Source organism: Aneurinibacillus sp. UBA3580, assembly GCF_002375825.1.
GTDB classification, from domain to species: Bacteria; Bacillota; Bacilli; order Aneurinibacillales; family Aneurinibacillaceae; genus Aneurinibacillus; species Aneurinibacillus danicus.
The window spans coordinates 1-12,521 of the sequence record NZ_DFMZ01000117.1 but is presented as its reverse complement, the minus strand read 5'-3'; the positions used below and the strand labels follow the sequence as shown (position 1 = coordinate 12,521).

Genomic DNA, 12,521 nt, shown 5'->3' with positions numbered 1-12,521 from the left:
GAAATCATTGTCTCGTTCTTTTCTCTCTTTTCCTTCGTACCACTAAAACCAGCTGCCCTTCCCGTCATTTTCATATCGGGGTTACGGCTGAAAAGTTATATAGTTTTGTTCTCTACTTCTGCACAAAGTTCCCTTAAGGTAAATTGAAATACCAATAAAAATATAGCTTACTTTATTATATTAACTTATTTATTTATATTTGTAAAACAGAATATTTACCTAAATAAAAGGACCATCTAATGATCAAGGCAATGCTCTTTGCCGTTCCCTTTTTTCTAACGCTACATCACGATCGGTCAGCACTTTCCCTTTCTGACTATAAATCATGATATGTCCTTGAATATATCCGTCCGGCAGACGGCTTCTGACAAACCCCTGAACCGCATTTAGAATATAATTTGAATTGCTGTCTGGCCTGGTCAAACTTGTGCGCACCGCAACGAATACAGTCTCATTTTCTATGCTGACTTCATACCCATCAATATATTGCGCCCAATGTGTTTTAAGCGTAGAAAAATTAAAATTATTTTTCATATATCTATCCAGTTCATCGGTCAGTTCCTGTTCCATGCTTTCTTCAGACTGCGCTTTCGCAACAGGAGAAACCACCTGCCTGAGCATATTGTCCGCCTGTCCTCCTGCGTTCCGAAATAAATAATCGTCCTGCATTTTCAAGCCGAATACGATGCCAATGAAGATGGAGATAAGTATTCCATTTACGCTGATTTTTGTCATGATGGTACCTCCTTCTTTATACCTTACCCCTTTCTCTAAATATTTAGATAAAATTAGTTCAAATCCTTTATAAGTGCGATAATATTTTTTAACCATTTATACTTTTTAGAAAAAATAAGGACCGCCTTCATCACGGCGGTCCTCGCTGCTTTATTATTACAAAAATCTCCGATGGCACTTTTTTCCGTCATACGTAAACAAAACACGCCGGTCTTCGATCCTTGTCTCCATATGCACTGACTTGCCCCATAACTTATAAATATACGGCAGCGTTTTCTCTAGATACTTTACGTCTAATTCCATGCCCTCATACTGATGGAACAAGTACATCTCTCCATTGCCCAGGTAATCACCGTCCTGAACAAGAAGGTATGGAAATCCTCCGTTAACCCGACTCGTCACCAGTTGGTCGCGCACGACCTCCCACGCTTTATCCGTAATCGTCCAATCGTTGCCCTGGCGGCCGAATACATACATATCCAGTTTATCCACCAGGTCTTTCGTCAAATAATTGCGGATGAAAGAAATATCGCTGTCCAGTTCGCGTACCTCGAAGATTTTCTCCCGCCCTTTGCCCGGTTTGCGTCCAAAACGCTCCTGCTCTTCCTTCGTCGGGTTGTTCCAGCGTTCTTCGATGTCCTCAAAAATTTTCAAGCCGAGGTAGTAGGGGTTGATGCTGGTGGTAGACGGCTGAACGACTCCGGCATTCAGTTTGGCGTATTCAATCGTCTCGTCTTCCGTCAAATCCATCTCCCGCAGGATACGCTGATGCCAATACGAAGCCCAGCCCTCGTTCATAATCTTCGTCTCAATCTGCGGCCAGAAATATAGCATTTCTTCGCGCATAATCGTCAGTACGTCACGCTGCCAGTTCTCCAGACGGGGACTGAATTCTTCGATGAACAGCAGCAGGTCTTTTTCAGGATCGGGCGGGAAGCGTTCTGTCCGTTTCTTCGCTTCTTCTTCTGCGGACTCCCTGCGCTTCCGCTCTTCCTCATCCAGCAGCCACAGATCGCCATACGGATGCTTACCATGAGCGGCAAGCGCGCTCCTCGCCTGCTCCGGATCTTCCGCCCAGCTGAAATGGCGGCGGATCAAGCTTGGATCAATGTGCTCCTGAATCGCCAATATCGCATCCAGAAATTCTTCCACTGTCTCTTTTCCGTACTGCATTTCATACTGACGCAGCCTTTCCGCCGTCGCAGCCATGCTTTCTACCATATCCCGGTTCGTCCGGCTGAACCGGACATTATTTTTGAAGAAATCGCAATGCGCCAGTACGTGCGCCACGATTAATTTGTTTTGAATCAGCGAGTTACCGTCCAACAGAAACGCGTAGCATGGATTTGAATTAATGACCAGCTCATAAATCTTGCTTAGTCCCAAATCATACTGCAATTTCATCCGATGAAACGATTTACCGAAACTCCAGTGCGAGAAACGGGTCGGCATGCCGTATGCACCGAATGTATAGATGATATCCGCCGGGCAGATTTCATAGCGCATCGGGTAGAAATCAAGCCCGAATCCTTTGGCGATCTCGGTAATCTCGTCAACCGCCCGCTCCAGTTGTCGCATCTCTTCTCCTGTCATGTTGTAGCCGCCTCCTTCGCGAAGAAGGTCGTTAATGCTTTGTAGACCTCTCCTTTTTCGCGGACGATGCAATATTTGAATTTCGGATCTTTAATATGTTTATATGCAGACATTAATGTAGAATGACGGTTGTACTGGTTTACTTCAGTGTAGCCGAACATATTGCTTATGCTCATCAATTCTTTTACCAGCTTCACACAGCGATCGTTATCTGAGGTCAGGTTGTCACCGTCCGAAATATGAAAAGGATAAATGTTATACAGCGAAGGCGGATACCGCTGATCGATAATTTCAAGCGCTTTGCGATAGGCGGAAGAACAGATGGTACCGCCGCTCTCCCCTTTGGAGAAAAAGGCTTCTTCCGTCACTTCTTTCGCTTCCGTATGATGCGCAATAAAGGCAATGTTGACTTTCTCGTATCTTGTACGCAGAAAACGAACCATCCAGAAGAAGAAGCTACGTGCCACGTATTTCTCCAGCGCCCCCATCGAGCCACTTGTATCCATCATCGCGATAATAACCGCGTTAGAATGCGGTTGGACAATTTCTTCCCATGTTTTGAAACGCAGATCTTCGTTTGTAATGTTTTTGATGCCTTTGTGACCTGCAAGCCCATTTCGGCGCAGTGCTTCAAGTATCGTACGCTTCTTGTCAATGTTGCCCATTAATCCTTTTTTGCGGATGTCGTTGAACCGAATGTCGGTGATGACTACATCGTCCTCCTGCTTCTGCTGGAGGTTGGGCAGCTCCATTTCAGAGAACAGCATTTCTTCCAACTCTTCGACCGAGATTTCAGCTTCATAATAATCTTCGCCGGCTTGATCGCCCGCGCCCTGTCCTTTGCCGGGCCCCTGACCAGGCTCTCCTTCTTTGGCGATGACATCGCCCACTTTGGAATCTCCGTTCCCTTGACCGACATGCTTGCTTTTGTTGTAGTTATACCGAATACGGTACTCATCAAGAGAACGGATCGGAATCTTCACTACATCTCGTCCGTTCGACATAATGATATTTTCTTCACTGACAAGGTCGGGAAGGTTCTTGCGAATCGCTTCCCGAACCTTTTCCTGATGACGCTGCTGGTCCTGATGGCCTTTACGGTGCAGCGACCAGTCTTCCCGCGAGATAATAAACGGTGGTTCATGTTTCATGCGGCTTCCCCCTTTTTCACCGCTTACCGGTTCAAAAGGCTACCCACATAACGCAAAAGTTCATTTGCGCAAATTGGGCAGTATCCGTGCTCGTCGATCAGACGCGCGGTAACTTCGTTGACCTTCTTGAGCTGGATTTCGTCCGGCGTTTTGGTGGACGTCGTAATCTTCACCACGTCTTTCAAGTCGGCAAACAATTTCTTTTCGATGGCTTCGCGCAGACGTTCATGGCTGTTGTAGTCAAAACGTTTGCCTTTGCGTGCGTAAGCCGAAATACGAATAAGGATTTCTTCGCGGAATGCTTTTTTCGCATTCTCGGAGATGCCAATCTGCTCCTCGATCGAGCGCATAAGTTTTTCGTCTGCATCCATTTCTTCGCCGGTAATGGGGTCGCGCACTTTTGTTTTATTGCAGTACGACTCCACATTGTCGAGGTAGTTATCCATGAGCGTTTTTGCGGATTCTTCGTATGAGTAGACAAAGGCTTTTTGCACTTCCTTCTTGGCCAGCTCATCGTACTCTTTGCGTGCGACATTGATAAAAGTAAGATATCGTTCTTTGTCTTCCTTCGTAATGGTAGGTGACTGGTCCAATCCATCCTTAAGGGCACGCAGAATGTCAAGCGCATTGATGCATTCGGTATCGCGGCGGATAAGCGCACTGGAGATACGGTTAATGACATAGCGCGGGTCGATGCCGGACATCCCTTCATCAGCGAACTCATTTTGCAATTCCTTAATGTCCGATTCTTTGAATCCCTCCACAGCGTCCCCATTATACAGACGCAATTTCTTAAGCAGGTCAACGCCTTGTTTTTTAGAATCTTTCAAACGTGTAAGAATCGAGAAGATTGCGGCGGCGCGCAGCGAATGCGGAGCGATATGCACATGACCGAGATCGCTTTGCTTAATCAATTTGGCATAAATTTTCTCCTCATCGGAAACTCGCAAATTGTACGGAATACGCATGACAATCATCCGCGATTGTAGAGCTTCATTCTTCCTGTTGCTGATGAATGTTCTGTACTCGGACTCGTTCGTATGTGCGACGATGAGTTCGTCGGCTGAGATCAGCGCGAAGCGACCGGCTTTGAAGTTCCCTTCCTGCGTCAGCGACAGAAGGTTCCAGAGGAATTTCTCATCACACTTCAGCATCTCCTGGAATTCCATTAAGCCGCGGTTTGCCTTATTCAGCTCACCGTCGAAACGGTACGCGCGAGGATCAGATTCAGATCCATACTGCGTAATCGTCGAGAAGTCGATGCTGCCGGTAAGGTCGGCGATGTCCTGCGACTTCGGATCGGAGGGACTGAACGTTCCAATGCCGCGCCGTTTGGCTTCCGAGAAGACGATCCGTTCGACCGGCATATCCTCAATCCGTCCGCCATACTCTGTGTCTAGGCGCATCTGATTGTAGGGCGATAGATTGCCTTCGATAATAATGCCCAGCTCTTTCTCAATGTCCGGACGCAATTCATTAGGAATCAAGTGCAGGGGGTCTTCATGCATCGGACAACCTTTAATGGCGTACACGGCCCCCTGTTCGGTGCGTGTAAACTGCTCAAGGCCTCTTTTCAGCATGGTGACAATAGTGGACTTACCGCCGCTGACCGGTCCCATCAACAGCAGGATGCGTTTTCTTACATCGAGGCGCATGGCGGCGGAATGGAAATACTCTTCTACCAGTTTCTCGATTGCACGGTCCAATCCGTAAATTTCTCGGCTGAAAAACTTATAGCTCTTGCTTCCATCCTCATTATGTTCAATCCCGGCATGCTTGATCATGTTATACACCCGGGAATGTGCGGTCTGGGCAACGTGCGGATTTTTCCTAACAATCTCAAGGTACTCGGCGAATGTCCCTTCCCAAACTAGCTGTTCTTCGCGTGTACGGTATTCTGCAATCCGCTTCAGGATATCCATCGGGCACTCCTCTCCTTTTCTTCGTTCAGAATGGTCAGTCAGGGATGCGTTTTTACTATCCTATTCCACACATGCAGGTGACATGCTAAATATCTGCCTGCTTTAGCGCCCAAGACGCTTACGCAATCAGATGAGAAGAGAAGGAAAGCGATAGAAAGCAAAGGAGAAGACTAAAACATAAGATTTTTCTGTAAAAATAGGGCTGAGATGCGCATATAGCTCACCTCAGCCCTATTTTTATGTCTTTATTTCTCGTATGTAGCCCCGTGCATTACTTCATAAATTTCCAACTGCGAGCCGGTGGCCGGATTGTTATCGGAGGAATGTGCATGTGCCTGACGGAAGCTTTCGCTTTCGGTCCACGCTTTGAACGACTCTTCGCTATCCCATTTCGTGTACACGATTTGCTTGTCCCCTTCTTTTGCGCTTAAAAACTGGAACTCCAGACAGCCAGGAACATTGCGCATACGCTCCGCGCTTTTGGCAAACATTTCTCCCATGCGGCCTTTCATCGCGGCCGGAACATGCAGTACATTCATGACAACGTACATGGTGAGCCCACCTCCATAAAATATCAATCCCTTTCACTATAGCAAATCCATCTGTGCTTTTCCAATTGCAAGCGTACAAACTTTGTCAAGATTACCGTGTTTCCATATGTTCCAATAGTTAAAATATGAGGTATAATAAAGTGAAAAGTACTCTTGGGAGAGGAGACATAGAAAATGGCAATTATTTTAGGAGTTACATTCCTGGTGCTTGGCGCAATTTTCACGGCTGGATATAATGAAGACAAGACTTGGGGTCTATAAATCAGCAAAAAACCACCATGGCATCTCAGCCGCAACCCCGACATGAAAATCGTGGGAAGGGCGGCGCTGACTTTTGGGGTACGAAGGGAAAGAGAGAAGAGAACGAGAGGATGATTGCAATGGGGAAAAAGGCGAACGCCTTTTTCCCCCCTGGATCTTATTTCCTCTTCCCTTTCCTTCTTTTCTCATGATTTTCACAGAAAAAGGCAAAGAGCGAATGGCTCTTTGCCTTTTTTGTCTTCCATATCATTAGAATACAGGAATAACCGCGCCTTTGTACTTCTCATCGATAAATTTCTTCACATCTTCGGATTTCAGTACTTCAATCAGCTTTTTGATTTCTTCACGGTTTTCGTCGCCTTCTTTAACGGCTACGATGTTCGCGAATGTCTTCGCCGCATCGGAATCTTTCTTCTCTACCGCGAGCGCCTGGTCGAATGTCAGACCACCTTCCATCGCGTAGTTTCCGTTTATAACTGCGTAGTCGACTTCGTTAATCGCGCGCGGCAGCATAGATGCCTGCATTTCTTTAATTTGGATGTTATGCGGATTTTCTACGATATCCTGCTTGGACAGGCTGTTCAGCTCTTTGCCCGGTGTCAGCTTAATCCAACCTTTGGACTCGATCAGTTTGAGTGCGCGCGCACCGTTCGACACATCGTCCGGAATAGCGATAACTGCGCCGTTCTTCGGCTCGGCCGCTTTTTCTTTACCAGGATACAGGCCCATCGGCTCTAAGTGGATGCCGTCTAATGCCTTAATGTGTGTGTTGTGCTTTTTGTTAAACTCATCAAGATACGGAACCGTTTGGAAGTAGTTCGCGTCAATTTGCTTTTCTTCAAGTGCAGTATTCGGAAGCACATAATCATCGAATACTTTTACTTCCATTTCTACGCCCTGCTCTTTCAATTTATCTTTTACATGTTCAAGAATTTCCGCATGTGGAACGGCGCTTGCTCCTACAACAATTTTCTTTGTTTCCTGCTTCTGATCACTACCGTCAGCTTTTTGGTCACTGTTATTGCCACCGCCTCCGCATGCTGCAAGTACACCAACAGTAAGCAGCAGAATCATTGCTACGATCCACTTTTTCATCATCTGTTCCCCCTCTTCACTACCAATTATCTTTTTATTTACTCGTGTGTCTAATCAAGTTGCTATTTGCACCACGTATGCGGGCCCTGCATACGTAATACAAAAAACCCTCTCCGGCAGACCAGAGAGGGTTTATTTCACATTTATACCACACTCTTATCTGTCAGGATAGAATATCCTGCTGGAATTGGCACAGCATTCTCCGTAACACGGAAAATCCGCTGCCGGGCTTCATCGGGCCAGTCCCTCCACCTCTCTCGATAAGCGAGATGCATATTTAGTTGCACTGAAAATTATATTACGCATCTTTTAAATACTTGTCAATTATTTTTTTAATAAAAGATATATTGTCAATCGCAAGAAAAAATTCCCGTACGATTGACAAGCTGATCATGCAGCTCTTTCAGCGTCCCATGCGCATCAACATGGTGCTGCGGTACACCTCGATCAATTTTGTAGTCTTCGACCAAAAATGTTTTCAATCCAACTTCTGCAGCCACCATATCCTGCTGCATATCGTTGCCGATCATAATTGCGTTTTCCGGTTTGATGCCGATACGCTCACAGATTTCCAGGAAGTATTTCGGATTGGGCTTGCAATAGTGTGACGTCTCAAAAATAGTAACATGCTCAAAGTCATTCTCTAGCAAACCGGCCCACTTCATACGCTCCCGAATGGCTATCCCCGGAAATACCGGATTCGTAGCAACAACCAGCCTGTAGCCCTGTTTTTTCGCTTCTTCTACTACTTTCAGCGCGTATGGATGCGGTTCAATATCTTCTTTCAGCAGCGGAAATTCTTCCGAATAAAATTTATCGAATAACGGCCAGATATCCCCCTGTTCCACACCGCACGCCGCAAGAAAATGTTCCCGAAAAATTTCTTCGTTTGTACGTTCCGCTCCAGCGTCTTTCATCATCTGCTTTGTCGCATTCCATACGGACTTGACCAGCAGCTCCGGATCGACGAGGTGGGCGGTATATTCCCCCAGCCGCTTCATATAACGGTTCAGAAACGCTTCCGTATCCAGCATCAGCAGCGTTCCGTCCAAATCGAAAAATATTGCTTTCTTTGCCATACAAAGCTCCCCTTCTTTCATCGTCTTATCTCCTGCTTTATCTTCTATTTCATACCGGGATATCCAATTTGCCTTAGCGCTTCATACAGTACAATCGCAGCGGTATTGGACAGGTTCAGCGATCGGGTTGCGTCTCCCATTGGAATTCGAATGATTTGCTCGGGATACTGCGAGAGGATATCCTGGGGAATACCCGTCGTTTCCTTACCGAAAACAAAAAAATCACCATCCCTGTACTTTACTTCGGAATGGTATTTGTTACCGCTCGTTTCGATAAAGAAAAAACGACCGTCCGAATGCTTTGCCGCAAAGTCAGCAAAAGACTGGTAATATGTAATGTCCACCGCGTGCCAGTAATCAAGCCCTGCCCGTTTTAAATACCGGTCATCTGTCGAGAATCCGAGCGGTTCAATCAAATGGAGCTTCGTACGGGTTGCGGCACACGTCCGGGCCACATTGCCCGTATTGGCCGGAATTAACGGCTCATGCAGCACGATATTCAACGCCATTCACTTGTTCACCTCATGTTTTATCATAGCACAAAAATGCCAATCAACATACATGAACAGCCATTCAAACTATACCGAAGCAAGCTCCACAGAGCATCGTCCGGCTCCGTCCCTTATAAAATATGAAAAAATCGATATTGAATGTTCGGTGTATAAGCGGTTGAATCACGATAGTCCCAGTACCGGTGACGGCTATTCGTCGTATGCGCGTTAACAAGCGGCATACCGCGGCCATCTTTAGCCACAACAATGGTGGAGTGCTGCCACCGTCCATCACCGTCAAAATCATAACAGATGACATCCCCAAGCGATAGCTGATCCGCACTCGATTTCGTCTCCGTTCTAATACGCCCCTTCTCCAAATACCAGCGAAAGCTATGAGCCACGGCCCAGCTAAAGCTCCAGAGTGCCGATGGACTGTTTCCGCCTCGATACCACCAGCCATTCGACCGGCTACCCGTCACCTGTAGAGGAATACCGCCCGCATACAGGCACTGGGAGATAAAATTCGTACAGTCTACATCAAAATGACGGAACTGCGGATTATAGTCATTCCACCACGCTTCCGCATACCGGATAGCCTGCAGACGATTATATGAATAGTTCTGATCTGTTTTCGTTTGCCGCTTGTCTTCAGCTTCTGTATTTTCATACTGATGAAAAACAGGGATGGCTGCTTCATGCGGAATTTTCTCTTCATGCACCACCAACCATTTATCCTGCGGGCGATGTAGAATCACACGCATCTGCATCTCTTTCTCCTGCTCATGCCACCTTCTTTCAAGTTGATAGGCGTACCATTCCCTCGCCTCAATCCGAACGACAACCTCATCTTCCATTTCTCTTTCTACCTGCAGGGTATGAATTTGCACTTTGCTTTTTATCGGACGTGCATTTCGTTGGTTCAACTGCTCCCAGCGGAAAGTGCTGTACCTTTTTACCCGCTTCGCCTGCTCCGCGCTTACACAATCGAAGAAATCATCTGTTTCTACAACCAATCCTTTCGTCCGGCACTCTAAATATTTCTCAAGTGCACTTCTCCAGGTTGTCATTATGCTTCCCCTTTCCGCAATCCAATGATTTCAAAATATGTATATGCGTCCGTAGAGCACGAATTCCCTGTAGCTTTCCTATACTTTCCCCCGTAAAAATAAAAGGGATGGCTGCACTTCGTATTAGAAGCGCCGTCATCCCTTCTTCTCTGTATATTCTTATGTCAAACCGACTTCCGATCGTTCCAACACACCTTCAAGCTGCAGTAAATGTTCTTTAATGTCCAATCCCCCGCCGTAACCGACCAGTGCGCCGTTCGAGCCGATAACCCGGTGGCAAGGAACGAAGATGGACAGCGGATTCTTATTGTTAGCTCCCCCTATGGCACGCACCGCTTTGGCTGCGTTAATTGCAAGAGCGATATCTTTATAGGATTTAGTTTCACCGTAAGGAATTTGCCGGAGCTGATTCCATACAAGCTTTTGAAACGGGGTGCCATATACGTCAAGAGGAAGGGTAAATTCCCGGCGCTCCCCTGCAAAATACTCGTCCAATTGTTCCGTCGCTTTGAGAAAGACCTCAGGTGCGTAGGTAATGTTCTCCGTATGGAGCCATTTTTTCGCCCACCGCATTAACGAGAGTTTCGTCGCATCTCCTTCGCCGAATTCCACCCAACATACCCCCGTGTCTGTTGCGGCCAACGTAATCGGCCCGAGCCGGCTTTGATATACGGTATAAAAAACTTCCGACTTCACCCAATCCCTCCCTTTTGCATCTTCTTATCATCTTACATCGGGCAAAAAGAAGAAATCCAGTATAATCATTCGACATTTTCCCGGCTTAGGAGCGCCTTTTCGATTTCTTGCCGGACCGTTTCTTCTTTTTCTCGGGTTTTCGCCTTTTTTAAAGCCAGAATGGCTTCATCACCGCCAATTCTCCCCAGCGCCCAGGCCGCCGTGCTTCTCAGCGCCGGTCTTTCGTCTTCTGTCAACACACGAATGATGTCCGGCACAGCACTTTTGTCTTTAAAGTGCGCAAGCGCCAGAATCGCGTTTCGCTGAATTGGCTTTTTGCCCCGCCAGGCACCGGAGGTACGTCCAAATGTGGATGCAAACTGCTTCTTGCTGATAGTGAGCAACGGTTTAAGCAGCGGCTTGGCCGCTTCCGGGTCCGGTGTAAATTCCGGATGATGCGTAAAATTGAGTTTCCGGTTTTTCGGGCAAACCTGCTGGCACGTATCACAACCGTACAGACGATTCCCGATAGCCGGCCGGAATTCTTCGGGAATTTCATCTTTCAACTGGGTCAAGAACGCAACACAGCGCTGGGAATTAAGCTGTCCTCCCTGCACAATCGCTCCTGTCGGACAGAAATCAATACAGAGCGTACAATCTCCACAATCTTCTATCACGGGCTGATCGGGTGGAAACGGAGCGCTCGTCAGCATTTCACCCAGGTATACCCATGAGCCAAATTCCGGGGTAATCAGCGATGTATTCTTACCGACCCATCCCAGTCCCGCGCGTTCTGCAACGGCGCGATCCGACAGCGCCCCGGTATCAACCATGATTTCTGTTCGGATACCGGGCACTTTCTCATGAAGGAATTGTTCCAGCTTCTTCAATCGGTCACGCAGTACGTGGTGATAGTCTTCCCCCCAGGACACACGCGCCATAATCCCCCGATAATTCCCTTGCTCTGACTTCGGCGGGGATTCCATGCGGGACGGGTAAGCCAAAGCAATCGCGATAATGGATTTTACTTCTGGCAGGGTATGCTCCGGATGCGCCCTTTTTTCGATGTCTTTCTCTTCGAAGCCTGACTCGTAGCCGAGTTCACGATGCTTATATAACCTCTCTTTTAATACCAGAAACGGGTCTGCCGCGGCAAACCCGATTTTATCAATTCCAATATCGTGTGCGTAGCGGATAACTCCTTGCTTTAGGCGGCTCCAATCCGTTGCTGTCATCTCATGCTGTTGTTCCATGCTGCCACCTCCTCTTCTTCTTACCGTCGCACAATGGCTCCTGTAGCCAGTTCATCGCAGCGGTTATTCAATTCATTGTCTGCATGGCCTTTGACTTTGATGTACTGGACATCGTGCACTTCCATAAGCGCAAGCAGCTCTTTCCACAGATCCTGATTTTCTACCGGCTGTTTTTTGCTGTTTTTCCATCCGTTCTTCATCCAGCCTTTATACCAGCCCTGCTGAAAACAGTTGACCATATAAGCGCTATCGCTGTGCAGCAAAACCTTGCAAGGCTCTTTCAGCGTCTTAAGCGCCTCTACTGCCGCCCTTAATTCCATGCGGTTATTGGTGGTATTGTCCTCACTGCCGCACATCTCTTTGCGATGTTTTCCGTACAGCAGTACGGCACCCCAGCCGCCCGGTCCCGGATTGCCGGAGCAGGCGCCGTCTGTATAAATAATAACCTCTTTCATTCTTGTCCCTCATTTTACGTAATTTAGTTTTAATCATAACCTGGTTTGAGGTTTAGATTAAGAGCTAAAACCCTAAATATATTATTAGTATATCAATTTCTCTCATCTTTTTGGCGAGCATGATAAAATATTAGAGGAACTCTTACGGCGTTTCAGCCGCAATCCCAACATAAAAATGAGGGGAAGAGCG

At 47.1% G+C, this 12,521-nt stretch carries 12 protein-coding genes and 1 riboswitch; all 12 genes read right to left on the bottom strand.

Going from position 1 to position 12,521, the window contains the following annotated elements:
* Positions 1–243 precede the first annotated feature (243 nt).
* Entirely contained in the window at positions 244–735 is a 492-nt protein-coding gene (locus B2899_RS16305) for a hypothetical protein (protein WP_146807867.1), read from the bottom strand.
* 156 nt (positions 736–891) lie between these two features.
* Positions 892–2,328, bottom strand: coding sequence for a SpoVR family protein (locus B2899_RS16300; protein ID WP_146807866.1), 1,437 nt, complete (start codon positions 2,326–2,328; stop codon positions 892–894).
* Entirely contained in the window at positions 2,325–3,479 is a 1,155-nt protein-coding gene (gene yhbH / locus B2899_RS16295; RefSeq protein WP_286887172.1) for a sporulation protein YhbH, read from the bottom strand. Before yhbH ends, B2899_RS16300 begins: the two co-directional genes overlap by 4 nt.
* Before the next feature lie 23 nt (positions 3,480–3,502).
* Positions 3,503–5,401, bottom strand: a complete 1,899-nt coding sequence (locus B2899_RS16290) for a PrkA family serine protein kinase (protein WP_146807864.1) — start codon at positions 5,399–5,401, stop codon at positions 3,503–3,505.
* A 245-nt stretch (positions 5,402–5,646) separates the two neighbouring features.
* Complete coding sequence (locus B2899_RS16285) at positions 5,647–5,952, bottom strand: antibiotic biosynthesis monooxygenase family protein (RefSeq protein ID WP_146807863.1); 306 nt, start codon at positions 5,950–5,952, stop codon at positions 5,647–5,649.
* A 510-nt stretch (positions 5,953–6,462) separates the two neighbouring features.
* Positions 6,463–7,311 carry a MetQ/NlpA family ABC transporter substrate-binding protein gene (locus tag B2899_RS16280; RefSeq protein WP_218029512.1) on the bottom strand — a complete coding sequence of 283 codons (849 nt, stop codon included), beginning with the start codon at positions 7,309–7,311 and terminating at the stop codon, positions 6,463–6,465.
* A 150-nt stretch (positions 7,312–7,461) separates the two neighbouring features.
* A riboswitch (SAM riboswitch) is annotated at positions 7,462–7,575 on the bottom strand.
* A gap of 83 nt (positions 7,576–7,658) precedes the next feature.
* Positions 7,659–8,387, bottom strand: coding sequence for an HAD family hydrolase (locus B2899_RS16275; protein WP_146807859.1), 729 nt, complete (start codon positions 8,385–8,387; stop codon positions 7,659–7,661).
* 44 nt (positions 8,388–8,431) lie between these two features.
* The gene (gene trmL / locus B2899_RS16270) at positions 8,432–8,896 is read right to left on the bottom strand and encodes a tRNA (uridine(34)/cytosine(34)/5-carboxymethylaminomethyluridine(34)-2'-O)-methyltransferase TrmL (protein WP_146807858.1); all 465 of its coding nucleotides are present in this window, start codon (positions 8,894–8,896) and stop codon (positions 8,432–8,434) included.
* A gap of 113 nt (positions 8,897–9,009) precedes the next feature.
* Complete coding sequence (locus B2899_RS16265) at positions 9,010–9,948, bottom strand: amidase domain-containing protein (RefSeq protein ID WP_286887169.1); 939 nt, start codon at positions 9,946–9,948, stop codon at positions 9,010–9,012.
* A gap of 159 nt (positions 9,949–10,107) precedes the next feature.
* Entirely contained in the window at positions 10,108–10,644 is a 537-nt protein-coding gene (locus B2899_RS16260; protein ID WP_146807857.1) for a methylated-DNA--[protein]-cysteine S-methyltransferase, read from the bottom strand.
* A 65-nt stretch (positions 10,645–10,709) separates the two neighbouring features.
* Positions 10,710–11,876, bottom strand: coding sequence for a tRNA epoxyqueuosine(34) reductase QueG (gene queG / locus B2899_RS16255; protein WP_246147167.1), 1,167 nt, complete (start codon positions 11,874–11,876; stop codon positions 10,710–10,712).
* A 20-nt stretch (positions 11,877–11,896) separates the two neighbouring features.
* Positions 11,897–12,331, bottom strand: a complete 435-nt coding sequence (rnhA, locus tag B2899_RS16250) for a ribonuclease HI (protein WP_146807856.1) — start codon at positions 12,329–12,331, stop codon at positions 11,897–11,899.
* Between the last annotated feature and the right edge of the window lie 190 nt (positions 12,332–12,521).

What these genes read in the sequence shown, in the direction of transcription:
- B2899_RS16305 (WP_146807867.1), bottom strand. Translation starts at nt 735, where the DNA reads ATGACAAAAATCAGCGTAAATGGAATACTTATCTCCATCTTCATTGGC.
- B2899_RS16300 (WP_146807866.1), bottom strand. Translation starts at nt 2,328, where the DNA reads ATGACAGGAGAAGAGATGCGACAACTGGAGCGGGCGGTTGACGAGATT.
- yhbH (WP_286887172.1), bottom strand. Translation starts at nt 3,479, where the DNA reads ATGAAACATGAACCACCGTTTATTATCTCGCGGGAAGACTGGTCGCTG.
- B2899_RS16290 (WP_146807864.1), bottom strand. Translation starts at nt 5,401, where the DNA reads ATGGATATCCTGAAGCGGATTGCAGAATACCGTACACGCGAAGAACAG.
- B2899_RS16285 (WP_146807863.1), bottom strand. Translation starts at nt 5,952, where the DNA reads ATGTACGTTGTCATGAATGTACTGCATGTTCCGGCCGCGATGAAAGGC.
- B2899_RS16280 (WP_218029512.1), bottom strand. Translation starts at nt 7,311, where the DNA reads ATGATGAAAAAGTGGATCGTAGCAATGATTCTGCTGCTTACTGTTGGT.
- B2899_RS16275 (WP_146807859.1), bottom strand. Translation starts at nt 8,387, where the DNA reads ATGGCAAAGAAAGCAATATTTTTCGATTTGGACGGAACGCTGCTGATG.
- trmL (WP_146807858.1), bottom strand. Translation starts at nt 8,896, where the DNA reads ATGGCGTTGAATATCGTGCTGCATGAGCCGTTAATTCCGGCCAATACG.
- B2899_RS16265 (WP_286887169.1), bottom strand. Translation starts at nt 9,948, where the DNA reads ATGACAACCTGGAGAAGTGCACTTGAGAAATATTTAGAGTGCCGGACG.
- queG (WP_246147167.1), bottom strand. Translation starts at nt 11,876, where the DNA reads ATGGAACAACAGCATGAGATGACAGCAACGGATTGGAGCCGCCTAAAG.
- rnhA (WP_146807856.1), bottom strand. Translation starts at nt 12,331, where the DNA reads ATGAAAGAGGTTATTATTTATACAGACGGCGCCTGCTCCGGCAATCCG.